This window comes from Streptosporangium sp. G11, assembly GCF_051192615.1.
Taxonomy (GTDB): Bacteria; Actinomycetota; Actinomycetes; order Streptosporangiales; family Streptosporangiaceae; genus Streptosporangium.
In genome coordinates this window covers 58545-81544 of the sequence record NZ_JBPJUQ010000021.1, presented here as the reverse complement: position 1 = coordinate 81544, position 23000 = coordinate 58545, and the positions used below count along the sequence as shown (strand labels likewise).

Sequence of the window (23000 nt, the reverse complement as noted above, 5' to 3'; positions counted from 1 at the left end):
GGAGATTCCTGGGAAGATGTGCCCATGGACGAACTTGACACGGCCATACTCGCCGAGCTCCAGCGCGACGGCCGCCAGACCAACCGCGAGCTGGCCGAGCGGCTCGGCATCGCACCCTCGACCTGCCTGGAGCGGGTGCGGTCCCTGCGCAACAGGGAGGTGATCGAGGGCTTCCACGCCGAGGTCAACCTCGCCGCCATCGGCCGCCCGGTCCAGGCGCTCATCAACGTCCGGCTGCACCCCAAGATCAGGGAGGCGGTCGAGGGCTTCCGCGACCACGTCGCCGCGCTCCCCGAGACCCTCGCGATCTTCGTGGTGTCCGGCGGCGACGACTTCATCATCCAGGTGGCCGTACGCGACACCGGCCACCTGCGCGACTTCGTCCTCGACCACGTCTCCCGGCACCGCAACATCGCCGACGTCCGCACCTCACTGGTCTACGACCACATCCGCAAGACCTCCGTCGAGGTCCTGCCCCCCGAGCGGCCCAGCCCGCCACGGACCCGCCGGCGCTGAGAGCGGGCCCGTGCGCCCTCGCCCGGGGAGGCCGCCCTCCCGGGCGGGCGAGCCGACCGCGGCCATCCTCGGCGTCCATGGCCCGAGCGAGCGCGAAACGCCGGAATCCGCTCGTGAGGGCGCCGGGGGCCGTTCATGAGCGGCTCTCACCCGGCGGGGAGCGGGCGGGGCCGAGGCCCGCCCGCGCGGGCCTCAGCCGCCGATGTTGACGACGCTGGTGAGGATGACCACCGACTCCTCGTCGGCCTCCAGCGAGTGCCGCCGCTGCGGGATCGGAGCGGTCTGGCCCGCGCCGAGCTCGACGGTCCGCTCGTCGTCGATGAGCCGGACCCGTCCCGACAGGACGTGCAGGCTCGCGGCCGGTGGGGCGTCGTGGTCACCGAGGGCCGTTCCCGCGGTCAGCGCGATGATCGCCTGACGCAGCGTGCCCTCGTTGAGGTAGGTGTGGGCACTGCGGCCGTGCGTGCTCGCCCTGGCGAGGGCGAGGTGTTCCGCGGCGAGAGCCAGTACGTCGATCATTGAATTCCTCCCGGTCGCTTTTGAACCTGCCCTGGCCCGGAGAGGCGCAGAGCCAGGCGAAGGTAAAGTCATCCGTCACGCCGCGCGGAGGGCCGCTCGTCGAAACGTATGGCCCGAAGCAGGTTCGCGGCGGGGCGGTCGAGGATCGTGACGCTCGCGGCCGGTGGGAAGGAGCCGCCGCGGGCGCGGTCGATGATCACCCGCCAGCGGCGGCAGTGCCGGGCGAAGGTCGCGCTCGTGACGACCCGGCCGCGCGAGAGCTGCCCCTCGCGGGCCGTCCTCGGCTCCACGTCGAGCAGGATCAGGTGGACCTCGCTGCCGACCCTGCGGGCCAGCCAGGCGAACCCGTACAGGATGTGCGGCCACGTGCCGCGGGTGTGCGCGACGACGCTGTGTCCCTTCAGCAGGGCGCGGGCGATCCGCACCACGTGGGTGGTGTGCACGAGCGGGATGCGGGCTCGCGGGGGGATCGGGCCCAGGTAGCGGGCCCACCAGTTGCGGGACTGGCGTGAGTCGATGACGCGGGCCTCACCGGCGCGCACCGGGTTCCTCTCGTCGCCGCGCAGCCCGTACAGCCGGTCGAGCAGGGTGCTCTTGCCCGCGCCGGGGAGCCCGGCGAGGAGCACCAGCGACCCCGCCGGATAGCGCAGATCCTCGACGGAGGACCGGCTGGCCGGTGTGGTGGCCATCGCGTGCACCTCGCTGGTATGGGGAACTTCTCTCATAGTGCGTCTCGCAGCCTTCCAGTGGCGGAATCGAGTTCGCCGTCGGCCCGGCGGTCGCCGGAGGGGGCGAACCTGGCGAAGATCGGACCGAGGGCTACTCGTGAGGCGCGTCCGGAGATGGTGGCGTGCGACGACCCGGGCGGTACGGGCCGGCGCCGGCCGCGGGGCGTGCCGCGGTGGGGGTACGGCGGGGAGGGGCGTCGCGCCGAAGGACCCGGAGAACCCGGCACCGGAGAAAGGGACGTCGCGGAGGGGGGAGGCCGGTGAGATGGTGCCCGGTGGGGGAGGGGATTGTCAGGGGCATGCTCGCTCCTCGAATGCGCTCGGCCATTCGAGGTCTCCTTCACCCGCACCTCGCGGGCGACCGTCCGGGGACGCCGCAGGGCGTCCGTATTGACCGGGCCGGCTCTTGGGAAGTACTCCCCTCGTTCGTTCAAGGTTAAAGGAAGCCGGACGGTGGCGCGGTCACCGAGGGGTGACTGTCTCGGGTGGGGCCGGGCCGGACGCCTTCCGGGGGCGGCCGGAGGCCCGCTCCCCGGGCACCGGCCCGGACGCGCCGCGGCGCCGGCACCCCTCCGCCGATCCGCGATCCGGCCTGCCGGCCCGGTCGCGCGATCCGCTGGTGTGAGGGTGCCGGCGCCGCCGGAGAAACCCCGGGCCCTGACGCCCGTCGGTGGTCCGTCAGTAGTTGTAACCGGAGTTGTTCGAGTTGTTGGAGCCGGAGTTGTTGGAACCGGAGTTGTGGGAGCTCGGGTGCGAGGCGGAGGGAGAGGGGGACGCGGTGCCCGTGGGGGAGCTCGTCGGGTTGGCCGCTCCCGAAGGCCGGATCAGGCCGAGCAGGCCGTGCGTGCCGCCGTCGCTGCCGGCGCTGAACCACAGGGAGTTCGTGCCGCCGACGGTCTCGGTACCGCGTTCCAGGTCCCACAGGCCGCCCAGGGTGATGGCCTTGCCGTCGGAGGAGCGCAGCGGGCCGAGCGGGCGGCCGTTGCGCGGGTTGTAGGCGTTGATCCGGCCGTCGCCGAAGTTGCCGACCAGCAGGGCGCCGGAGTGGGCGCCGAAGCCCTTCGGGGCCAGCGTCATGGCCCAGGGCGCGTTGAGGGCTCCGCGCGCAGCGAAGCGGCCGACGAACCGGCCCGAGCCGTTGAACTGGCTGACGAACCCCTTGCCCTGCCCGGCCACCGACTTGCCGGTCTCGGGGTCGCGCTTGGCGTACGCGACGAGGATGGAGTTGCCCACGACCTCCACGTTGAACGGCGCGTAGTCCTCCGGCAGGCCGGGGTCCTGGAACGCGCGCCGGCCGAACGAGATCCGGTCGAAGTCGCCGTCGAAGACGTGGATCCTGTTGCGGGCGAAGTCGGCGGCCAGCAGCATCGCCCCCCGGTTCGTCTGGGCCAGGGCCAGGCCCTTGAAGTCGGCGCCCTTGACGAACGCGCTGATGATCGCGTCGTCCGGGTCGGCCTCGGCGTTCCAGCCGGTGATCGCCCCGCTGGGGCTGGCGAAGATGAACGTGGCCGGCCCGGAACCACCGGGACCCTTGACGACGAACTCCTCGCCCGTGTTGACGACCTGCCCGGTGGGCCTGCCGCCGGGGACGCGAACCTGCGTCTTCTCCTGCTTCACGGTGCCCGCGCCGCCGGAGTAGACCGTGGCCAGGCCGGTGCCCGCGGCCGAGACCCAGAGGGTCTTGCCCATGGCCAGTCCCCACGGGTTGACCAGCGTGGGGTCGGTGACCGCGGCCCGTCCGCTGACGTCCGAGACCAGGTTGGTGACCGCGAAATGGTTTCGCAGGTTCTGCCGGCCGGCTTTCTCCGGGCCGCTTCCAGCCTTGGTCTGTTTCGCTCCGGCCTGCGCCTGATGGGTCCCGGCGGACGCCGTACCGGCGACGCCCATGACCAGAACCGTGGCGCAGATCGTGACGATGCGTACTCGCATTCATGGCTCCTCTGTGAGGGAGTGCCTTTCGCCGCGAGATACGCGTGGGGTTCGTGCGCGGTTCAGTCCGTTTGTGAAAGGCCTGGACCTGGGAGGAGTCGGAAGAGCGGAAAAGGGCGGCCCATGGCCGCCGGGCAGGGCGTCCACGGGCCGGATCCCATGAGCGTCACACCGGGTCACGGCGACTCATGGCCGCGTGCGGGCCAAGGGAGGAGAAGGCGCGCCCGCGGGGTCTCGCGAGGTCTCGTCGGGGTCCTGCCGGACGGGGAGGATCAGCGCAGGGCGGCCGCCTCGGCGGCCAGTTTCTCGATCCTGGAGTAGTCGCCGGCGGCGAGCGCGTCGGCCGGGGTGAGCCAGGTCCCGCCCACGCAGCCGACGTTCGGCAGCGCGAGGTAGTCGGGGGTCGTCGCGAGCTTGATGCCGCCCGTCGGGCAGAACCTGACCTGCGGCAGCGGGCCGCCGAGCGCCTTCAGGTACGGCAGGCCGCCGGCGGCCTCGGCCGGGAAGAACTTCATCTCGGTCACCCCGCGGTCGGCCAGGGCCATGACCTCCGACGCGGTCGCCACGCCGGGCAGGAACGGCACCCCGCTGACCTCCATGGCGTCGACCAGACCCGGGGTGGTTCCCGGGCTGACCAGGAACTTGGAACCGGCCGCCACGGCGGCCGCCACGTCGGCCGGGGTGCGGATGGTGCCCGCGCCGATCACCGCCTCCGGGACCTCGGCGGCGATGCGCGCGATGGCGTCCAGGGCGGCGGCGGTGCGGAGGGTCACCTCGATGACGGGGAGGCCCCCCGCGACCAGGGCGCGGGCCAGGGGGACCGCGGTCTCAGGATCGTCGATCACGACGACCGGGACGACCGGGGCGATGTCGAGCAGACTCATGCGAACTCCAGGGTGGACAGGCGCTGGTTCAGCCAGGCCGCCGCGCCGGTCAGGGCGGGCTGGGGCGCCACGATCAGCGCCGTGGCGATGCCGGAAAGGTAGTCGTTCAGGGTCGGGGTGGCCTCGAAGCGACGGCGGAAGTCGCTGGAGCGGACGCGGTCCACGATACGCGGCAGCACGCCGCCGCCCAGGTAGACGCCGCCCCGCGCGCCGAGGGTCAGGGCGACGTTCCCGGCGAAGGTGCCGAGCATGGCGCAGAAGACCTCGACGGTCTCCGCGCACAGCGAGTCGTCCATCCGGGTCACGATGTCGGAGGCGGACAGCGCCGGCGCGTCCGTCCCGTGGACGAGCGCGAGTCCCCGGTGCAGGCGCGACAGTCCCGGCCCGGACAGCAGGTGCTCGGCCACCACGTGCTCCAGGCCGTCCGCGCGCAGTGCCCGGACGATCTCGTGGTCCCGTCTGTCGAGGACGGGCGCGGTGACGTGCCCGCCCTCCCCGGGGATCGGCACCCAGCCCCCGGCCGAGGGCACCAGGCCGCCCACGCCGAGGCCGGTCCCGGGTCCGAGCACGGCCTTGACGCCGCGCGAGGGCTCGGGCCCGCCCAGGGAGATCAGGTCGTCGCCCCGCAGGTACGGCAGGGACGCGGCCAGGGCCTCGAAGTCGTTGAGCAGCCAGGCGTTCGGGATGCCCAGGTCGCGCACCGACCCCGTCCACCCGGCGTTGGTGAGCCGGTAGCGGTCGCCCTCCACGGGCCCCGCGATCGCGACGCACGCGGCTCCCGGCTGAACTCCGCCCGCATGATCTGCGATATAGGCGGCTACCGCTTCGGGTAGGCCATCGTGTTCCGCGCCCGCGAGCACGGCCACCGCCTCGGGCTGTCCACCGCGCTCGGTGACCAGCCCGAACCGGGCGTTGGTGCCGCCGATGTCGGCGACGAGCCAGGGAAGGCTCACGAGATCTCCTTCGCGGACCGTGCGACCGTGGGCCGTGCGAAGGAGACGACGGGTGCGCTCACGCCCGGATTCCGCTCTGGGCGGTCGCCGGGCGGGTGCCGTTCGCGACGGCCTCGGCGTGGCCGTTCAGGGCGAAGACACCCGCGCCGCGCTCGGCCGGGCCCGCCGCGCGGCGGAAGGCGCCGAACAGCTCGCGGCCGGTGCCCACCCACTGGGCGTCGGTGAGTGGTGCGCCCTGGACGGGCCTGGTGGCCAGCTCCTCCGCGGGGACCAGCAGTTCCAGGGTGCCCGCGGCGGCGTCGAGGCGGATCGGGTCGCCGTCCCGCACCAGCGCGATGGGACCGCCGTCGGCGGCCTCGGGCGACAGGTGGATGGCGGCGGGCACCTTGCCGGACGCCCCGGACATGCGGCCGTCGGTGACGATCGCCACGCGCTGCCCCCTGTCCAGCAGCACCGCCATCGGCGGGGTCAGCTTGTGCAGCTCGGGCATGCCGTTGGCGCTCGGCCCCTGGTAGCGGATGACCGCCACGAAGTCCTGCCCGTCCAGCTCGCCCGCGTCGAAGGCGCGCAGCAGCTCCAGCTGGTCGTCGAAGACCTTGGCCGGGGCCTCGATGACCAGGTGCTCCTCCTTGACCGCGGAGACCTTGCTGACCGCCCGGCCCAGGTTGCCGTCGAGCATGTGGATGCCGCCGTCGGCGGAGAACGCGTCGGAGACCGGGCGCAGCACGTCGAGGTCGCCGCTGCCCTCGGTGCGCTCCTGCCAGACCAGCTCGCCCTCCTTCAGCTCGACGGCCGAGCGGTAGTGGTCCAGCCCGCGCCCGGCGATCGTCAGCACGTCGCCGTGGAGCAGCCCGGCGTCCAGCAGGTCGCCGATGAGCACCTGCATGCCGCCCGCGGCCTGGAAGTGGTTCACGTCCGCCTGGCCGTTGGGGTACATGCGGGTCAGCAGCGGCACGGCCTTCGACAGCGCGGCCAGGTCGTCCCAGAGGAGCTCGATGCCGGCCGCCGCGGCGATGGCGACGATGTGCATGGTGTGGTTGGTCGAGCCGCCGGTCGCCAGCAGCGCGACGCAGGCGTTGACGATCGCCTTCTCGTCGACGACCTCGCCGACGGGGGTGTACTCGGCGCCGTGCGCGGTCAGCTCGACCGCCCGCCTGCCCGCCGCCTTCGTCAGGGCCTCGCGCAGCTCGGTGCGCGGGTTGACGAACGTCGAGCCGGGCAGGTGCAGGCCCATGACCTCGATCATGACCTGGTTGGAGTTGGCGGTGCCGTAGAAGGTGCAGGTGCCGGGGGAGTGGTACGACTTCGCCTCGGCGTCGAGCAGCTCGTCCTTGCCGACCTTGCCCTCGGCGAACAGCTGCCGGGTGCGGGCCTTGACCTTGTTGGGCAGGCCGGAGGTCATCGGCCCGGCGGGGACGAACACCGCGGGCAGGTGGCCGAAGTGCAGCGCCCCGATCAGCAGGCCTGGAACGATCTTGTCGCAGACGCCGAGCATGAGGGAGGCGTCGAACATGTCGTGCGAGAGCGCGATCGCGGTGGCCATCGCGATCACCTCGCGGCTGTAGAGCGACAGCTCCATGCCCGCCCGGCCCTGGGTGACGCCGTCGCACATCGCGGGAACGCCCCCGGCGAACTGCGCGACGCCGCCCGCCTTCCTGACGGCGGCCTTGAGGATCGCCGGGTAGGCCTCGTACGGCTGGTGCGCCGACAGCATGTCGTTGTAGCTCGACACGATCGCCACGCCCGGCTTGACGTTGGCGCGCAGGTCCCGCTTGTCGCCGTCCCCCACGGCGGCGAAGCCGTGCGCCAGGTTGGCGCAGCCCAGGCTCGCCCTGGCGGGACCGCGCAGCCGGGCCGCCTCGGCCTCGGCGTGCAGCCGCCTCAGGTACGCGGTGCGGCTGGGGCGGCTGCGCTCGACCAGACGGTCGGTCACCTCCTGGATCACGGGGTGCATCCGGCCTCCTCGGTCGTGGTCGGCGTCTGTGGTGGTGTGGTCGTTCCGGTCCGGGTGTTCCGCTCGCGCGCTCACGCCAGTCCCTCCTCGTGCCAGACGCGGCCGCTGCGGCCGACGAGCTCGTGGGCCGTGGCGGGACCCGCGCTGCCCGCCGGGTACGGCTCGGGCGGGGTTCCCTGGGACTCCCACTCGGCGAGGATCGGATCGATCCACCGCCAGGCGGCCTCGACCTCGTCGCGCCGCATGAACAGGGTCGGGTTGCCGGTGAGGACGTCCATGAGCAGCCGCTCGTAGGCCTCGGGCACCCGGCCGGTGAAGGTCTCGGCGAAGCTGAGGCTGAGCGGGACCGGCTTGAGCGCCACCTCGCCCGCGCCCGGCTCCTTGGCCATGATGTTCAGCTGGATGCCCTCGCTCGGCTGCAGCCGGAGCACCAGCCGGTTGGGGGTGTTGCCGGGGAAGATCGAGTGGGGAACGTCCTTGAACTGCACCACGATCTCCGAGTGGCGGTACGGCATGCGCTTGCCCGTACGCAGGTAGAACGGCACCCCGGCCCAGCGCCAGTTCTTCACCTCGGCGCGGATCGCGGCGAAGGTCTCCACCCGGCGGGAGCCCTCGGTGGGCGCGGTGTTGTCGGGCTCGTCGAGGTAGCCGGGCACCTGGACGCCGCCGGACTCGCCCGCCGTGTACTGGCCGCGTACGGTGAAACGGTCCACCTCGCCGCCGGTGATGGGCCGCAGAGACTGCAGGACCTTGACCTTCTCGTCGCGGATCGACTCGCGGTCGTTGCGCGACGGCGGCTCCATCGCCACCAGGCACAGCAGCTGGAGCAGGTGGTTCTGCACCATGTCGCGCAGCGCGCCCGCGTGGTCGTAGTAGCCGCGCCGGCCGGGGGTGCCGACGGTCTCGGCGACGGTGATCTGGACGTGGTCGATCCAGAGGGAGTTCCAGATCGGCTCCAGGAACGCGTTGGCGAACCGGAGCACGAGGAGGTTCTGGACCGTCTCCTTGCCCAGGTAGTGGTCGATGCGGTAGATCTGCCGCTCGTCGAAGATGGCGCCGACCTCGTCGTTGATGCGCAGCGCGCTGGACAGGTCGCGTCCGAGGGGCTTCTCCAGCACCACCCGAGAGGCGGGGGTGACCAGGCCGGCGCGGTGCGCCTCCCGGCAGAACGGGCCGAACGTCATGGGCGGGCTGGCCAGGTAGAACACCCGCTCGCGCTGCTCGTGCCCGCCGAGCATGCCGGCGAGCCTCGCCCACCCCGTTGGGTCCTGGCCGCCGATGTCGACGGTGACGTGGTGCAGGCGGCCGAGGAAGCGCTGCCAGGTGTCGAGGTCGTCCACCGGCACCGAGCTGCGCACCTCGGCGTCCACCTTGCCGCGGAAGTCGGCGTCGTCGAGCCCGCCCCGGGACATGGCGATCACGCGGGTCTCGGGGGCGAGACGCCCGTCGCGGTCGGAGTGGTAGAGCGCCGGGAGGAGCTTCCGCATGGAGAGGTCGCCGGTGCCGCCGAAGACGATGAGGTCGGCGGGTTGCGGGGTCTCAGACATGAGGAAGCGCTCCATAGGGATTACCGAAATTAGGGATAGATCGGACACTAGCTAGATCTTGCGCTCTACACAAGCGGAGTTTTGTCATTTGAGATGAGAAAGTAGGAAGTTTTCATTCCTTAAGTGGGTGTGATTCACTTGGCGGATGCCTCGACGTCCCGCTGCCACGCTGGCCACCAGCGGTGAGGTGCTGCGCCTCATCCGCTCCGGCGAGGCGGTCACCCGCGCGGACATAGGGCGTGTCACCGGCCTGTCCAGACCCGCGGTGTCACTGCGCGTCACCGAGCTGCTGGACCGGCGCCTCGTGGTGGAGAACAGCGAGGGCCCCTCCACCGGAGGCCGCCCGCCCACCCGCCTGATCTTCAACGCCTCCGGCGGGGTCGTCCTGGTCGGCTCGCTGGGCGCGAGCCGCGCGCAGATCGCCGTCTGCGACCTCACGGGCAAGGTGTTGGCCGACGCCGCCCTGTCCGTGGACGTGGAGGAGGGCCCGGACGTCGTCCTGCCCCTGGTCATGCAGACCTGGAGCGACCTGCTCGGCGACCGCCCCGCCTCCCTGATCCGCGGGGTCGGCCTGGGCGTCCCCGCCACGGTGGAGTTCGCGGCGGGCCGCACCGAGAGCGCCCGGATCATGGCCAGCTGGACCGGCGTGGCCATCCCGCCGATCATCGCCGAGCGCTTCCCCGTCCCCGTCTTCCTCGACAACGACGTGAACGTCATCGCGATCGGCGAGCACCGCGAGATCTACGCGGGCGAGGCCGACGACCTGCTGTTCATCAAGGTCTCCACCCGGATCGGTTCCGGGGTGATCGCCGGGGGCGAGATCCTGCGAGGGGCGCTGGGCGCCGCGGGGGAGATCGGGCACATCCCGGTCCGCGACGGCGGGGGAGTCCTCTGCCGCTGCGGCAACATCGACTGCGTCGACTCCGTCGCCAGCGGCACCGCGATCCTGCGCCAGCTCCGCGCCAGGGGGCACGAGGTCAAGACCCTGGCCGACGTGGTGAGCCTGGTCAGGGCCGGAGACGCGGAGACCATGACCGTGGTCCGCAACGCCGCCCGGATGCTCGGCGAGGTCGTCGCCAGCGCGGTCAACCTGCTCAACCCCTCGGTGGTCGTCCTCGGCGGCGACGTCGCGGAGACCTTCCAGCCGATGGTCTCGGGGGTCCGCGAGGTCATCCACCGCCGCTCGACGGCCCTGGCCACCCGCAACCTGCGGATAGAGCGCAGCAGGCTCGGCCCGAGCGCCGGGATCATCGGCTGCGCCCACATGGTCCTGGACCACATCCTGTCGCCCGAGGCCGTCGACTCCGCCGGCCGGCAGCCGCTCCGTTCCCTCGCCTGAGGGCTCCGGGCCGTCGGCGCGTTCCTGGCCGCCGGTCGGCGGTCGCTCCGTTCCCTCGCCTGAGGGCTCCGGGCCGTCGGCCCCCTCCCGTCCGCCGGGGCCGTCCCGCTCCAGGCGGGGTGGCCCGCGAAGGAGCCGGCGCTTTTCGTCGACGCGGGGAGGGTGTTGGATGAGTGCATGCGTGAAGTGGACGGGGAGCGCGAGCCGGCGCGGACGGCGGCCGATTCGGAGGGCCCGTCCACCTCGCCGTGGAGCGCGCCGTCACGTCCGCCCCGCGCCCGTGCCGCGGGGTGGCGCCTCACCCGTGGCGCGCCGAGCGGGACGCCCGCTTCCGGCGTGAGCGGCCCGGGTGTGCGGCAGAACCCCGGAGGCGGTCCCGAGCGCCGCTCGCGCGCCGGGCGCCCGCCCCAGGCCGAGCCGGTGCCGGCCCGGCGTGAGAGTGGGGGAGGCCGGCTCCGGCCGCAGGCCGAGGCGCGCCCGGGGCTTCGTGCCTTCAACCAGCTCGCCCTCGGCTCCTACAACGAGAAGCTGGTGATCGAGAGCATCCGGCAGGCCGTCTCCACGAGCAGGGTGGAGATCGCCGAGCGCACCGGCCTCACGCCGCAGGCGGTGTCGCGGATCACCCGTAACCTGCTGACCTCGGGCCTGCTGACCGAGGACGCCCGCCAGCCGGTGGGCGCGGGCAAGCCGCGGGTGCCGCTGCGGCTGCGTCCTGACGCCGGTTCGGCCATCGGTGTCCACCTCGACCCAAAGATGATCACCGTGGTGGCCGTCGACCTGTGCGGCGACCTGCTCGACCAGCGGCACCTGCTCCTGCCCGAACAGCCCGACCCGCAGTGGTGCCTGGCGCAGATGACCCGCCTGGCACTGGAGTCGGCCGAGGCCGCCCGCCCCGCCTCCGAGACCCTGCTGGGGGTGGGGGTCGCCGTGCCGGGCCCGCTCGACACCCGCGCCGGGCTGCTGCTCGACCCGCCGCTGTTTCGGGACTGGAAGCACGTGGCGCTCAAGGCCGAGCTGGCCACCCGGCTGGACGTCGACGTCATCGTCGAGAAGGACTCCACGGCGGCGGCGATCGGAGAGCGCTGGCTGGGCGCGGCCGACCGCGCCGGTGACTTCGTCTACCTCTACCTGGGGGCCGGTGTCGGCAGCGGAGCCTTCCTCAACGGCGACGTCTACCGGGGACGCACGGGCAACGCGGGCGAGGTCGGCCAGCTGTGCGCGATCGCGACCGGCCGGCTCACCCCGGAGGGCGGCCCCGACCTCGTTCCCGAGTGCGCCCCGACGTCCGCGGTGGTGGACCGTGCCCGCGCCGCGGGCATGGTGGTCCCGCCGGACGACGCCGCCTACGAGTGGGTCTGCGCGGCCGCGGCGCGCGGCGACCGGCGGGCGGTCGCGGTGATCGAGGAGGTGGCCCGGGTGATCGGCCTGGGCGCCGCCGGGCTCATCGACCTGCTGGACGTCGAGCTGCTCATCATCGGCGGGCCCGCCGTCCTGCCCGCCGTGGCCGACATCTACCACGGGCAGATCGCCGCCGCCGTCAACAGGTTCCCGATGGCGAGGCACCTGCGCGAGGTGGAGGTCGCCCAGTCGCACCTCAACCGTGCCGCGGCGGCGGTGGGGGCCGCGTCCAGCGTGTTCCACGAGGTGTTCACGCCCAGCCTGGGCTCACGGACGCGAACGGCGCACTCGGACGCCGTGTGACCGCACCCGCGGGCGGCGCGGGCACTTTACAGAGACGGTGACGGGATGATCCGCGTGGATTGACATAGTCAATCCAATGGATTTACATACTCGTAACCTCCCTCACCCCCCATCAAAGGCCAATCGTGAAGAACCGCCACAAACTCGTACTGAGAGCGACGTTGGTCGCATCTCTCCTCGCGACCACCGCCCTGGGCTGGTCGGCCACGACCCCGGCCCTCGGCGCGCAGGCCGCCGCCCCCACCGTGAAGAACAAGGTCTACGCGGGCTACCAGGGCTGGTTCAACGCCCCAGGCGACGGCTCGCCGCTCAACAACTGGCGGCACTGGTCCCGCGGGACACAGCCGTCACCGGGCAACCAGACCTTCGAGCTCTACCCGGAGATGAGCAAGTACCCCGCCTCGGCCAGATACCAGACCGGGTACGCGGCGCTCGGCAACGGCCAGCCCGCGACGCTCTTCTCCTCCTACCCGACGGCCGTCGTCGACCAGCACTTCCAGTGGATGGGCCAGCACGGCATCGACGGCGCCGCGATCCAGCGCTTCGGCAGCGACGTCGCCGAGCCCGGCTCGGCCAACGCCCAGGTCCGCAACACGATCACCTCCAGGGCCAGGGACGCCGCGGAGAGGCACGGCCGCGGGTTCTACGTCGAGTACGACGTCAGCGGCCTGACCGACGCCAACGTGGAGCAGGTCCTCACCCGGGACTGGACCGACGTGATCACAGGTCAGCTCCACCTCACCGACTCCCCGGCGTACGCCAGGGAGAACGGCAAGCCCGTGGTCGAGATCTGGGGCTTCGGCTTCGAGGACCGGCCCGGCACGGCCGCCCAGGCCGAGCGCATCGTGCGCTGGTTCAAGGACCGCGGCCTGTACGTCATCGGCGGCGTGCCGCGCGAGTGGCGCACGGGCGCCGGCAAGCCCGGGTTCGCCCCGGTGTACCGGGCGTTCGACATGATCTCGCCGTGGATGGTGGGGTACGTCGGCGACACGAACGGCCTGCTCACGGGCGACCGCGACGCGCTGAACGCGACAGGCCAGGCCTACCAGCCGGTCATCTACCCGGGCTTCGCCTGGTCCAACTGGAACGGCGGCGCGCGCAACATGATCCCGCGCCGGTCCGGCGACTTCATGTGGGAGCAGGCCGCCAGCGTGCGCCGGGCGGGGGTGCCGCAGGCGTTCATCGCGATGTTCGACGAGTACGACGAGGGCACGGCCCTCGCGCCGGCCGCCGAGGACTCCTCGCAGGTGCCGACCAACCAGTACTTCCTGACCACCAGCGCCGACGGCAAGTACGTGTCGTCCGACTTCTACCTGCGCCTGGCGGGCAGGGCCACCCGAATGATCACCGGTCTCGACCCGCTGGTGACCACGGTGCCCATCCCGCTCAGTGTCGGTCCGGTCTTCTTCCGCACCAGCGTGGAGCAGGGGACCGACGCCCAGCCGACGTGGACGAACACGCCGGGCGGCGGCGGCACCACCAACGTCACCGGCCAGTCGCTCGCGGTCGCGACCGGTGAGGACAACCAGATCGGCGCGTCCGCCCTGCGCATCCGGGGCAGCGCCGCCTCCGCCGCGGCCTCGCACGCCTACTTCCAGGTGTTCGACGTGAACATCCCGGCGACCGCCGCGACCAAGCTGCAGTACTCCTTCCTGCCGAAGGACGCGGGCGGTCGCAACGTCGCGGTGGACTTCGTGATGACGGACGGCACCACGCTCCGCGACAGCGCCGCCGTCACGACCACCGGCGTCGACATGCACCCGGGCGCGGCCAAGGGCACGATCGGCTCGTGGACGCGGATCCAGAGCGACTTCGGCTCCGCGCTGAACGGCAAGACCATCGACAAGATCCTCGTCGGCTACGACCGCGCAGGCACGGCCGGCGCCTTCACCGCCTACATCGACGACATCACCATCACCAACTCCTGATCCCCGACCCCGGCCGGGGTACGGCGTCCCTCGCGGCGCCGTACCCCGGCCGAGTCGTGTCACCGGTCGGCACCGCACCCCCGCCGGGAATCCGCGCCCGCGCACGCCGTCACGCCGGGCCCGCGACGGCGGGGGCCCGTGTCGGGGATCACACGATGGCGACGGTGAGGTCGGTGGCGCCCGAACATCATCAGGCGGTGCTCTGAAATCGAACAGTCCAATTTTTGGAGTAATTGGATGCCGTGACGGAGACGTCACCACACGTGATCATCATCGGCGCGGGGACCGGAGGCCTGTGCCTGGCGCAGGGCCCGCGGCAGGCCGGTGTCAGCGTGGCCGTGTACGAGCGGGATCGCACCCGCGCCGATGGTCTGTTCGGCTATCGGGTCGGTATCGACCCCGACGGCAGCCGCGCCCTGGCGGCCTGCCTGCCCGCGGACCTGTTCGAGGTGTTCGTGGCCACCAAAGCGGTGACCCCGCGCTTCTTCAACATCGTCACCGAGCGCAGGTCCGAACTGCTGCGCATGGGCGACGTTCCCGACGACGTCGAGCGGCAACCGGACGCGGTGGCGGAGGTCCACGCCGCGTTCGAGCAGGCCGTGGCCCGGACCGGCATGCGATGGACGTTCCTGCGCCCCAACGAGTTCGCCGGCAACAGCCTGCAGTGGGCCCCGCAGATCAAGGCCGGCGACATCGTCCGTGCCCCCTACCCGCTGGCGTGCACCGCCCGATCCACGAGCGGGACATCGTCGCCGTCGCGGTGCGTGCTCTCACCGAGGACGGGCATCACGGGGCGAAGTATGCCCTGACCGGCCCTGAGGCCATGACGCACGCCGACCAGGTCGACGAGATCGGGGCGGCGATCGGGCGTACCCTGCGCATGGAGGAGATTCCCGCCCACGACGCCTGCGAGCAGATGACCCGTTACGCGCCGCCCGCGATCGTCGACGCCGTCCTCGGCCAGCTCGCGGCAGCGGTCGGGCGGCCGCCCGCGCTGACCGACACCGTTCGGCGGGTCACCGGCCGGCCGCCGCGCACGTTCGCCGACTGGGCCCGCGAGCACGCCGCCGACTTCGGCTAGCCCCGTTTTCCGCACGTGAGTGATCTTCAGCGGAGGTCTCGTGGATCTATATCAAGAAGATCCAAAAGATGGAGTTGGAGGTCGGTGGGTTGCGGGATGGTCGGGGGTGACTGGCCCGTGCCCGGGATCAGCCGGATGCCGGCCAGCGCGTCGAGGATCAGCTTGCCGGTGGGGATGGCGGGTCGGCCGGCGTACAAGCCGTTGACCTTGGTGGCGCCGTGGGCGGCCAGGGTCTGGCGGACCTGGCGTTCGATCAGGCAGAAGATGAGCAGGGCCAGGCAGATGACGGTGATCAGCGCGTTGATGCGGCGGTTGTTCTTCAGATACAGGCTGGTGACGGCGAGGGGGCCTTTGAAGGCCTGGTGGCGGCGTTCGACGGCTTCTTGGCCTTTGTAGTGGCGCAGGATCTGTTCGACGTCGGCCGCGTCAGGGTCGAGGTTGGTCAGCAGGGCGTACCAGCCGTCGGTGGCGGCCTCGGCGTCCAGGGCGTGCTGGTCGAAGTGCCAGGCCAGGGTGGGTTTGCCGGTGGCAGGGTCGCTGCCGATCGCGGCGATCAGGTAGCGGCTCACCCGGCGGGCGCGGCCGATCGCGGTGATCCGGTCGGCGACCGTCTGCTCGTCGGGGTAGTGGCGTCCGCCCAGGCCGCGTTCCAGCCGGGCCAGGTCGTCGCGGGCCCGATCGAGTTTCTTGGCCCGGGCGGTGGCGGCGGCCTCGGCGCGGGCCGAGGAGTGCACGAAGATGCGCCGTAACGCCAGGATGGGGTCTTTCTTGCGTGACCCGGCCAGCGTCATGCCGTCCTCGGCCACGTGCCAGGTGCCGCGCCGCCCGGCGTCCTTGCCGGCGTCGCGGGCGGCGACGTAGTCCACTGCCTGGGCCTGGTCGAGTCGCTGCCGGGCCAACACCTCGGCCGGCATGTAAATCTTGGAGGCCGACGCGATAAAGGCCACGCCCTCGGCGGTCATCGCGGCCAGGTTCGCATACGAGATCAGCTTCGAATCGCCGATCATCAACATCGGTTGCGGGCCGGCCAGCCGTTGCAGCGCCTGCATCGCCGGTATGACCTCGCCGGCCCCGCCGTCATAGGAGCGGTGGAAGAGCGGGATCGCCCCGTCGGAGCTGACGGCGAGCCCGGCCTGGATCTGCTTAAGATCCGGCCGGCGGTCTTTGGGATGGCCGAACTTCGGCGCGGCGAAGCCGGGTTCAGCCTGCTTGTAGTCGCCCTGCAATGAGATCGAGGTCAGGTCCCAATGCAGGCGCGTCACCTCCACGCCGAACGCCTCGATCACGGCCAGCCCGACCGAGCCGGCCAGGTGATCCAGGTGCGGGGCGATCGCGTCCAAGGCGCGGCCGATCCGGTCATCGTTGAGCAGGCCGGGCTCCACCCCGAACGCCTCACCCACCGCCCAGGCGTGCGCCCACTCCCGCACGTGCACCAACGGAGCCGGCGAGGTCAGCCGGTTGGCCACCAGCACGTCGATCACCTGCCCGTGCGTCAACTCAGCCACATCACGCACCGGGCAGGCCGCATCCACCAACTCCCGGATCCGAAGCCGCGAGCAGAACCCGGCCACCACCGGTAACGCTCCGAGCATCTTCTCGACACTGGCCCGGCCCCACTGCGCACGCTGTCTCACCCGCCAGGTCATACCGCGCAAACGATCAGAACAGCAAACCCAACGATCTTCAGTTACCTCGACGTTCGGAAAACACGGCTAGCCGGGAAGTGATCGCGGCAACCCGAACGACGGGAGCACATCGTTGTCGAAGCGGGTGAAGGCGCAGATCCGGTCGCCGGCGAGGGTGAGGACGAACAAACCGCTTCCATGGCGGATGCCGGTGGAGCCGTGGAGATAGGCGCCGAAGGCCGGCTGGCCGTTGGCTCGCGTTGGCACCAGGTCGACCCGCCTGCCGGAGCCGAAGATGCCGGCAAACAGGCGCGCCGCGGCGTCCCGGCCCTGGTATTCGAGGGGAATCGGCGGCATGGAGACGGTGATGTCGTCGGTGAACATGGCGATCAAAGCGTCGACGTCACCGGCCTCGTAGGCGCGGACGAAGCTCGCCACGAGCGCCTGCTCGGAGGGTGAGCCGGAGGCGGGAGGCGGTTCGGCGGCCTGAGGCCATCCGCGCTGGAGACGAGCGCGTGCCCGTTTCAGAGCGCTCTTGACCGAGTCAACGCTCGAGTCGAGCATCTCGGCCACCTCGGCCGCGTGAAAGCCCATGACGTCACGCAGGACGAGGACGGCGAGCTGGCGAGGCGGCAGGACCTGCAGTGCGGTCACGAAAGCCAGGGAGATGGCTTCGGCATGTTCATAGCGAGCCTCCGGGCCCGGCACACCCTCCAGGAGGGCTTCGGGGTACGGCTCGAGCCACACGACTTCGCCGGGCCGGGTCGGTGCGGGCGGGTCGACCTCGGGCATGTCTCACTCCTTGGCCGGGCGCCGGCCGGCCGACCGGCGCGCGTCGAGGCACCGGTTCGTGGCGATCCGGTAGAGCCAGGTGCGTATCGAAGCGCGTCCCTCGAACCCACGCAGGCCCTGCCAGGCGGCCAGCAGCGCATCCTGGAGGGCGTCCTCGGCGTCCTGGAACGACCCGAGCATCCGGTAGCAGTGCACCTGCAGCTCATGGCGGTAGGGCTCGGTCAGTTCCCGGAACGCCTCGCCGTCCCCGGCCCGAGCCCTGGTGATCAGGTCGGCTGTCACTGGCTCCACTCTCCCGCGCCTCGGCGACCTTTCCATCCTGTACAGACGCCAGCCGAGGGGCGAAAGGGGCGGCGCCCCCTTTCTTGATATCGCGGCGTCTACATGGTCGACAGCTCGGGCCCAGAAAGGAACCCAGATGATCCTGAAGGACAAGGTTGCGGTGATCTACGGAGCCGGAGGCGGGATCGGTGGCGCCATCGCTCGCGCTTTCGCCTCCGAGGGGGCCGCCGTCTTCCTCACCGGGCGCCGCCTGGCTCCGGTCGAGGTGGTGGCGAAAGACATTGTCTCCGCCGGCGGATCCGCGGAAGCAGCAGAAGTGGACGCCATCGACGAGCAGGCCGTGGACAGGCATCTGCAGTCGGTGATCGCCAGCGCGGGCCACGTCGACATCTCGTTCAACGCGGTCGGCACCCCGTACGCCTACGGCGATGAGCACAATGCGCCCATTCTGGGAGTCCCGCTGACCGACTTGGCGGCTGGACAGTTCTCCCTGCCGGTCGCCACCCTGCTCACCTCGTACTTTCTGACCGCGCGCCTGGCCGCGCGGCACATGATCGTGAACCGATCGGGAGTGATCATGACCGCCACGGCTGTCCACTCCCGCGTCGGCTTCCCTCTGGTGGGAGGGTACGGTCCGGCGCAGGCCGCCAAGGAGGCGCTCACCCGGGACCTGTCCGCCGAACTCGCACCCCACGGCATTCGTGTGGTCGGTCTGCGACCTTACGCCATACCGGAGACGCCCCTGATCAAGGACGCCTTCCACCAGCGCGCCCACGAACTGGGCGTGACGTGGGAGCAGTGGCAGGAGGTGCTCGCGAGCACGACCCATCCTCAGCGCCTCATGACGCTCGAGGAGACGACGAGCATGGCGGTCTTCCTGGCTTCAGATAGAGCGAGCGGGATGACCGGAACCACCGTCAACTTGACCATGGGCAGAGTCGACGACTAGAAGCGGAAGGAGGTTGACATGCACGTTCTGTACACCGTTGAGGCGCTCGCGACGGGCGACGGCCGAGACGGACACGTCCGGACGACCGACGGCAAGATCGACCTACGGTTGTCCGTGCCCAAGGAACTGGGCGGCATGGGCCAGGGCGCCAATCCCGAGCAAATGTTCGCGGCCGGATACGCCGCATGCTTCCATTCGGCGCTTCGCCTGGTCGGCAAGCAGGCCAAGGCCGATGTCGACGATTCCGCCGTGAGCGCGAAGGTCGGCCTCGGCCGGAAGAAGGATGGCGCCTTTCAGCTCGTGGTCAGCCTCGAGGTGTCGCTGCCCCACCTGTCGCGACAGGAGGCGCAGGTACTGGTGGGCCAGGCACATCAGGTCTGCCCGTCCCTGAATGCGGTGCGCGGCAACATCGACGTCGATGTCGTCGTCAGGAACTGACCGCTGCATGCCGTTGTCTCGGATCGCCGTTCGCCTCGATGTCTCCCAGAAGCAGTCCTTCGCCCTCGATGTCGTCGAGGGCGTCGGGCGCGGGCCTACGACCGCGTTGGCTCGCGCTGGCATGCTGCCGCTCATCCTCACAGGTGACCGGTGCGGGAGGGCTCCCCCGGACGGCACACCCGTGGCGCCCAGGGGCCTGGACCAGACGCAACGCCCCCTGCCGCATCACCTGGCATGTCCTCGAGCACGCCTGGGAGATGCAGGACCGAACGGAGAGCCAGGAGGGAGACCCATGAAGATCGCTGTGACGGGAGCCACGGGAAGGGTGGGAAGCCGTGTCGTCGAACTGCTCGAGGCGAGCGACCACAACGTCGTGCCGATGGTCCGGTCCACCGGGGTGGATGTGGTGACCGGCGAGGGGTTGACGACGGCGTTGGCCGGAGTGGAGTGCGTCATCGACGCCTCCAGCGGGAGTGCCCAGGGACATCAACGGCCGACGCCGGAAGCGGCCGCCGAATTCTTCACCGCCTCGGCCCGCAACCTGCACGAGATCGGCCAGAAAGCGGGCGTGCACCGCATAGTCGGGGTATCCGTCCTCGGCATCGACCGCTTCACCACCGGGCACGGCGCGGCGAAACACACCCACGAGAAGGCCGTGCTCTCCGGGCCCATCCCCGTGCGGGTGCTGCGGGCAGCGCTGTTCCATGAGATGGTTCCCCAGCTCATCGACTGGGGCACCCAGGGCGAGGTGGCCCACCTGCGCAGGATGCGCATCCAGCCGGTGGCCTCCCGCGCCGTCGCCCGAGCGCTCGTCGACCTGGCCACCGACCCGGCATGGGCAGCATCACCGAAACGCTCCGAGCGACCGTTACCCGAGATCGCAGGTCCCCGGGAGGAGAACCTGATCGACCTGGCCATGCTGTTCGTGGCCCGCAGTGGCCTCCCCCTGCGGGTCCAGGATGTCAGCGATCCCAACGACCCCGACGACAAGATCTGGGAAGACGGCAGCCTGCTGCCCCAACCGCACGCCATGCTCGCCGGTCCGACATTCGAGGCATGGCTCGACTCCGACGACGCCAACCCGGCCACCTAGCTAGTCCGACGAAGGAGAACCGCCATGGGAAAGATCGTCATCAGCACTAACGTCACGCTCGACGGAGTCGTCCAGGACCCGGACGGGCAGGAGGGCTCCAGGGTGGGCGGCTGGTTCAATCAATTCGGCGGCAAAGATCGCGAGGCGTGGGCCAAGCTCGAGACCGACGAGGCTCTGGGCGCGGAGGCCCTGCTCCTGGGCCGACGGAGCGACGAGTGGTTCGCCGCGCGATGGCTGACTCGAAGCGGCGAGTGGGCGGACAAGCTCAACAGCATGCCCAAGTACGTCGCGTCCTCGACCCTCGAACACCCACGCTGGAGTAACGCGACGCTACTGAAGGGGGACGTGGTGGCCGAGATCGCGAAGCTGAAGCAGGAGCTCGACGGGGAGATCCTCGTCTATGCCAGCTACCGGCTCGCGCGCACACTGATCGACAGCGACCTGGCCGATGAGCTGCGGCTGATCGTCTTCCCGGTCGTGCTCGGGACCGGTGAGCGTCTCTTCGGCAAGACCAGTGACCACACGCCCCTGCGTCTGCTTGGCACGCGGACCGTCGGTGACGGCCTCGCCTATCTCACCTACGAGATCGTCCACGCGGCAGACCGCGAAGCATCCTAGACATGCGCAAATGTGAGGACCTATAGGGCGAACACTGCCGATCATCCTGACGGGATTCCTGGTACTGGCCGGGTGCAGCAGTGCGTCGCAGGAGCCGGCCACGAAGCGCACGACTGTAACGGAGCGCGGACAATCGAAGTTCCTCCTCGGTCAAACTCCTGGCCTAGGGCGCCGGGAGCAAGTGCATAAACCAGATGACCAGTTGCACCCCGGACAGGCCGCGCACGAAAGCCAGCCAGCCGGCGCCGTCCTCGGCCGAGGTGACGTCCAGGCCGAGGATCTCGCGCCGGCCGTCGGCATTGACGGCGGTGGCCACCAGGCAGTGCACTGCCAGACTCGGTAATCGGCCGAGCCCGGCGAGTGGCCCCTGTCTGATCGCCGACGCAGGCACCGGTTTTCAAAGGCCCACTGGCCGTCACCGACCCGCACCTGATGGACAACCGACCAAGGTCAACGGCTTGTACGCCGGCCGCCCCGCCGTCTGCACCGGCAAGCTCGGGCCGGCATCCGGCTGATCCCGGGCACGGGCCAGTCACCTCCGGCCATCCCGCAACCCACCCACCTCCAACTCCATCTCCTGGATCCTCTCGATATCGATCCACGAGACCTCCGCTGAAGATCACTCACGTGCGGAAAACGGGGCTAGCCGACTGGTTACGCTGGCGCCGACTCACTCATCGACACAGGGGTTGGCGTTGTCAGGCGATACCAAACAGCAGATGGTCAACCGGCTGATGCTGGCCCTCACCGACCTGCAGAACATCTCCGACCAGGTCGACCAGGCCATCAGCTCCGTTCTCGGTCTCAACCGCACCGACGCCCGCTGCCTGTCGTGCCTCATCACCCGGGGCCCGATGGCGGCGGGCGACCTGGCGGCGGCCGCGGGCGTCGCCCCCACCGCGCTCACCTTCGCCATCGGCCGGCTCGCGCAGGCGGGCTACGTGGAACGGGCGAGGGATCCCGCCGACCGCAGGCGCGTCCTCATCACCGCCACCGGCAAGGCGCTCCGGTTCGCCGAACGGATGTGGAGCCAGACCGTCACCGAGTCCGAGCGGCGGCTGTCGAGATACTCGCCGCAGCAACTGGAGCTCTTGACCGGGTTCGTCGACGAGCAGATCGAACTGCAGAGGAGGCAGGTGCTGCACATCCGCGAGGATCCGGGCGCAGGCCAAGACGATCATTAAGGCCGGACCGCTCCGCGCCGTCGCCGGGCATCCGATCGTCGACAAGGCGCATCACGATAAAAGGTGACAGGTAATTTAAATCACCTGTCACATGGATTCCGTGCGGGGGCGTTCGCCCGGCTCGCCGCCAGAGCACGCCCGCGGAACCCGCCGCCCCCGTCCGCCGGGCCCAATGCTCCGACCTGGGTATTCGCGATCACGCGCACCTGGTCGCACCATCCTTGCCGGCACCCCGGGAAGGGAAGCCGTCATCGGCGCCCCGCGCGCCCGACGGGCTCCGAGGTGCCGACGCCGCCGGGAGTCAGACGATGTCATCGCCGAAGGCGGCGGCGAGCGCCTTCGCGATCAGGCCGGACAGCTCGGTCCGTCCGTCGTCCTCGGCCCAGCGCACCAGTGCCGTGTGCATGGCGGCCAGGCAGGCACTGGCCGCCACCTGGGCGTGGAACACCGTGTCGGGATCGGTGGCATCGCCCTCAAGGGCGTCGACGATCGCCTTCTGCAGGGCGTAGTGGTTGTCCAGGTGCTTGGCCCGCAGGGCCGGCGTCGAGATCATGAGCCGGAGGCGGGCGAGCAGGAACCGCTTGTTCGCCGTCGGGTCGTCTCCGTGGCCGCCGGTCAACGTCGCGGCCGAGCCGACGAGCGCGCCGCCGATGCGGCGGACCAGGGGCTGCGCGGCGGACGACGCGGCGATCCGCTCGGCGACGAGCCGGCCGTGCTGGTCGACGAGCACGAGGTCCTCCTTCGTGGGGAAGTGCCGGTACACGGTCATGGGCGACACGCCCGCGGCTTCGGCGACGTCGGTCACGGTCGTGGCGTCGTAGCCGCGCTCGGTGAACAGCCGTACCGCGTGTGCCTGGATCACGCGCTGCGTCTCGGATCGCCGTTGCGCTCGCAACGTTGAGTGCTGGTCGGGCATGTGATAGACACTACCACCATGATA

Annotated in this window: 22 protein-coding genes and 1 pseudogene; 11 read left to right on the top strand and 12 right to left on the bottom strand. The window is 70.8% G+C overall.

Annotation, left to right across the window (positions count from 1 at the left end; genetic code table 11):
• Positions 1-24 precede the first annotated feature (24 nt).
• Positions 25-516: an Lrp/AsnC family transcriptional regulator gene (locus ACSDR0_RS21170; RefSeq protein WP_435290583.1), complete on the top strand. Its 492-nt coding sequence runs from the start codon at positions 25-27 to the stop codon at positions 514-516.
• A gap of 192 nt (positions 517-708) precedes the next feature.
• Here ACSDR0_RS21170 and ACSDR0_RS21165 read toward each other — a convergent pair whose 3' ends face one another.
• The 7 genes from ACSDR0_RS21165 to zwf all read right to left on the bottom strand — a co-directional run bounded on the left by ACSDR0_RS21165 (position 709) and on the right by zwf (position 9030).
• Entirely contained in the window at positions 709-1035 is a 327-nt protein-coding gene (locus tag ACSDR0_RS21165; RefSeq protein WP_435290582.1) for a cupin, read from the bottom strand.
• A 68-nt stretch (positions 1036-1103) separates the two neighbouring features.
• Positions 1104-1724 (bottom strand): AAA family ATPase, encoded by a 621-nt coding sequence (locus ACSDR0_RS21160; protein ID WP_435290581.1) that lies wholly within the window; start codon positions 1722-1724, stop codon positions 1104-1106.
• A 717-nt stretch (positions 1725-2441) separates the two neighbouring features.
• Positions 2442-3692, bottom strand: coding sequence for a TIGR03118 family protein (locus ACSDR0_RS21155; RefSeq protein WP_435290580.1), 1251 nt, complete (start codon positions 3690-3692; stop codon positions 2442-2444).
• Positions 3693-3964: 272 nt separating this feature from the next.
• Positions 3965-4576, bottom strand: a complete 612-nt coding sequence (gene eda / locus ACSDR0_RS21150) for a bifunctional 4-hydroxy-2-oxoglutarate aldolase/2-dehydro-3-deoxy-phosphogluconate aldolase (protein WP_435290579.1) — start codon at positions 4574-4576, stop codon at positions 3965-3967.
• On the bottom strand, positions 4573-5529 hold the full coding sequence (locus tag ACSDR0_RS21145; protein ID WP_435290578.1) for a glucokinase: 957 nt from the start codon (positions 5527-5529) through the stop codon (positions 4573-4575). The genes eda and ACSDR0_RS21145 overlap by 4 nt, the downstream gene beginning before the upstream one ends.
• Before the next feature lie 58 nt (positions 5530-5587).
• Positions 5588-7483: a phosphogluconate dehydratase gene (gene edd, locus ACSDR0_RS21140; RefSeq protein ID WP_435290618.1), complete on the bottom strand. Its 1896-nt coding sequence runs from the start codon at positions 7481-7483 to the stop codon at positions 5588-5590.
• A gap of 71 nt (positions 7484-7554) precedes the next feature.
• Entirely contained in the window at positions 7555-9030 is a 1476-nt protein-coding gene (gene zwf / locus ACSDR0_RS21135) for a glucose-6-phosphate dehydrogenase (protein ID WP_435290577.1), read from the bottom strand.
• 145 nt (positions 9031-9175) lie between these two features.
• Here zwf and ACSDR0_RS21130 point away from each other — a divergent pair, with 145 nt between their 5' ends.
• From ACSDR0_RS21130 to ACSDR0_RS21110, 5 genes are all read left to right on the top strand, one after another.
• The gene (locus ACSDR0_RS21130; RefSeq protein ID WP_435290576.1) at positions 9176-10369 is read left to right on the top strand and encodes an ROK family transcriptional regulator; all 1194 of its coding nucleotides are present in this window, start codon (positions 9176-9178) and stop codon (positions 10367-10369) included.
• A gap of 177 nt (positions 10370-10546) precedes the next feature.
• Positions 10547-12070, top strand: coding sequence for an ROK family protein (locus ACSDR0_RS21125; protein ID WP_435290575.1), 1524 nt, complete (start codon positions 10547-10549; stop codon positions 12068-12070).
• 161 nt (positions 12071-12231) lie between these two features.
• Positions 12232-13998 carry a glycoside hydrolase family 71/99-like protein gene (locus ACSDR0_RS21120; RefSeq protein ID WP_435290574.1) on the top strand — a complete coding sequence of 589 codons (1767 nt, stop codon included), beginning with the start codon at positions 12232-12234 and terminating at the stop codon, positions 13996-13998.
• A gap of 263 nt (positions 13999-14261) precedes the next feature.
• A complete protein-coding gene (locus ACSDR0_RS21115) occupies positions 14262-14807 on the top strand; it encodes a hypothetical protein (protein ID WP_435290573.1) in 546 nt (181 codons plus the stop codon).
• Positions 14808-14821: 14 nt separating this feature from the next.
• The gene (locus ACSDR0_RS21110) at positions 14822-15079 is read left to right on the top strand and encodes a hypothetical protein (protein ID WP_435290572.1); all 258 of its coding nucleotides are present in this window, start codon (positions 14822-14824) and stop codon (positions 15077-15079) included.
• A gap of 26 nt (positions 15080-15105) precedes the next feature.
• Here the strand turns inward: ACSDR0_RS21110 and ACSDR0_RS21105 are convergent, their stop codons facing one another.
• The 3 genes from ACSDR0_RS21105 to ACSDR0_RS21095 all read right to left on the bottom strand — a co-directional run bounded on the left by ACSDR0_RS21105 (position 15106) and on the right by ACSDR0_RS21095 (position 17778).
• Entirely contained in the window at positions 15106-16725 is a 1620-nt protein-coding gene (locus ACSDR0_RS21105; RefSeq protein WP_435290571.1) for an IS1634 family transposase, read from the bottom strand.
• Positions 16726-16791: 66 nt separating this feature from the next.
• Positions 16792-17496: an RNA polymerase subunit sigma-70 gene (locus tag ACSDR0_RS21100; RefSeq protein WP_435290570.1), complete on the bottom strand. Its 705-nt coding sequence runs from the start codon at positions 17494-17496 to the stop codon at positions 16792-16794.
• A gap of 3 nt (positions 17497-17499) precedes the next feature.
• The gene (locus ACSDR0_RS21095) at positions 17500-17778 is read right to left on the bottom strand and encodes a sigma-70 family RNA polymerase sigma factor (protein ID WP_435290569.1); all 279 of its coding nucleotides are present in this window, start codon (positions 17776-17778) and stop codon (positions 17500-17502) included.
• Between the two features lie 136 nt (positions 17779-17914).
• Here ACSDR0_RS21095 and ACSDR0_RS21090 point away from each other — a divergent pair, with 136 nt between their 5' ends.
• The 4 genes from ACSDR0_RS21090 (at position 17915) to ACSDR0_RS21075 (ending at position 20876) form a co-directional block, all read left to right on the top strand.
• On the top strand, positions 17915-18727 hold the full coding sequence (locus ACSDR0_RS21090) for an SDR family NAD(P)-dependent oxidoreductase (RefSeq protein WP_435290568.1): 813 nt from the start codon (positions 17915-17917) through the stop codon (positions 18725-18727).
• A gap of 18 nt (positions 18728-18745) precedes the next feature.
• The gene (locus ACSDR0_RS21085) at positions 18746-19165 is read left to right on the top strand and encodes an organic hydroperoxide resistance protein (RefSeq protein ID WP_435290567.1); all 420 of its coding nucleotides are present in this window, start codon (positions 18746-18748) and stop codon (positions 19163-19165) included.
• Between the two features lie 292 nt (positions 19166-19457).
• The gene (locus ACSDR0_RS21080) at positions 19458-20258 is read left to right on the top strand and encodes an SDR family oxidoreductase (protein ID WP_435290566.1); all 801 of its coding nucleotides are present in this window, start codon (positions 19458-19460) and stop codon (positions 20256-20258) included.
• Positions 20259-20282: 24 nt separating this feature from the next.
• Positions 20283-20876, top strand: coding sequence for a dihydrofolate reductase family protein (locus ACSDR0_RS21075; RefSeq protein WP_435290565.1), 594 nt, complete (start codon positions 20283-20285; stop codon positions 20874-20876).
• A 196-nt stretch (positions 20877-21072) separates the two neighbouring features.
• Here ACSDR0_RS21075 and ACSDR0_RS21070 read toward each other — a convergent pair.
• Positions 21073-21204, bottom strand: a pseudogene (locus ACSDR0_RS21070) (transposase); the annotation flags it as partial.
• Positions 21205-21595: 391 nt separating this feature from the next.
• Here ACSDR0_RS21070 and ACSDR0_RS21065 point away from each other — a divergent pair.
• Positions 21596-22060 (top strand): MarR family transcriptional regulator, encoded by a 465-nt coding sequence (locus ACSDR0_RS21065; protein ID WP_435290564.1) that lies wholly within the window; start codon positions 21596-21598, stop codon positions 22058-22060.
• A gap of 301 nt (positions 22061-22361) precedes the next feature.
• Here ACSDR0_RS21065 and ACSDR0_RS21060 read toward each other — a convergent pair whose 3' ends face one another.
• Positions 22362-22976, bottom strand: a complete 615-nt coding sequence (locus tag ACSDR0_RS21060; protein ID WP_435290563.1) for a TetR/AcrR family transcriptional regulator — start codon at positions 22974-22976, stop codon at positions 22362-22364.
• Between the last annotated feature and the right edge of the window lie 24 nt (positions 22977-23000).

Bases quoted from the DNA above. Each gene is read 5' to 3' on its own strand.
- ACSDR0_RS21170 (WP_435290583.1), top strand. From the start codon at position 25: ATGGACGAACTTGACACGGCCATACTCGCCGAGCTCCAGCGCGACGGC.
- ACSDR0_RS21165 (WP_435290582.1), bottom strand. From the start codon at position 1,035: ATGATCGACGTACTGGCTCTCGCCGCGGAACACCTCGCCCTCGCCAGG.
- ACSDR0_RS21160 (WP_435290581.1), bottom strand. From the start codon at position 1,724: ATGGCCACCACACCGGCCAGCCGGTCCTCCGTCGAGGATCTGCGCTAT.
- ACSDR0_RS21155 (WP_435290580.1), bottom strand. From the start codon at position 3,692: ATGCGAGTACGCATCGTCACGATCTGCGCCACGGTTCTGGTCATGGGC.
- eda (WP_435290579.1), bottom strand. From the start codon at position 4,576: ATGAGTCTGCTCGACATCGCCCCGGTCGTCCCGGTCGTCGTGATCGAC.
- edd (WP_435290618.1), bottom strand. From the start codon at position 7,483: ATGCACCCCGTGATCCAGGAGGTGACCGACCGTCTGGTCGAGCGCAGC.
- zwf (WP_435290577.1), bottom strand. From the start codon at position 9,030: ATGTCTGAGACCCCGCAACCCGCCGACCTCATCGTCTTCGGCGGCACC.
- ACSDR0_RS21130 (WP_435290576.1), top strand. From the start codon at position 9,176: ATGCCTCGACGTCCCGCTGCCACGCTGGCCACCAGCGGTGAGGTGCTG.
- ACSDR0_RS21125 (WP_435290575.1), top strand. From the start codon at position 10,547: ATGCGTGAAGTGGACGGGGAGCGCGAGCCGGCGCGGACGGCGGCCGAT.
- ACSDR0_RS21110 (WP_435290572.1), top strand. From the start codon at position 14,822: ATGACGCACGCCGACCAGGTCGACGAGATCGGGGCGGCGATCGGGCGT.
- ACSDR0_RS21105 (WP_435290571.1), bottom strand. From the start codon at position 16,725: ATGACCTGGCGGGTGAGACAGCGTGCGCAGTGGGGCCGGGCCAGTGTC.
- ACSDR0_RS21100 (WP_435290570.1), bottom strand. From the start codon at position 17,496: ATGCCCGAGGTCGACCCGCCCGCACCGACCCGGCCCGGCGAAGTCGTG.
- ACSDR0_RS21090 (WP_435290568.1), top strand. From the start codon at position 17,915: ATGATCCTGAAGGACAAGGTTGCGGTGATCTACGGAGCCGGAGGCGGG.
- ACSDR0_RS21085 (WP_435290567.1), top strand. From the start codon at position 18,746: ATGCACGTTCTGTACACCGTTGAGGCGCTCGCGACGGGCGACGGCCGA.
- ACSDR0_RS21080 (WP_435290566.1), top strand. From the start codon at position 19,458: ATGAAGATCGCTGTGACGGGAGCCACGGGAAGGGTGGGAAGCCGTGTC.
- ACSDR0_RS21075 (WP_435290565.1), top strand. From the start codon at position 20,283: ATGGGAAAGATCGTCATCAGCACTAACGTCACGCTCGACGGAGTCGTC.
- ACSDR0_RS21065 (WP_435290564.1), top strand. From the start codon at position 21,596: ATGGTCAACCGGCTGATGCTGGCCCTCACCGACCTGCAGAACATCTCC.
- ACSDR0_RS21060 (WP_435290563.1), bottom strand. From the start codon at position 22,976: ATGCCCGACCAGCACTCAACGTTGCGAGCGCAACGGCGATCCGAGACG.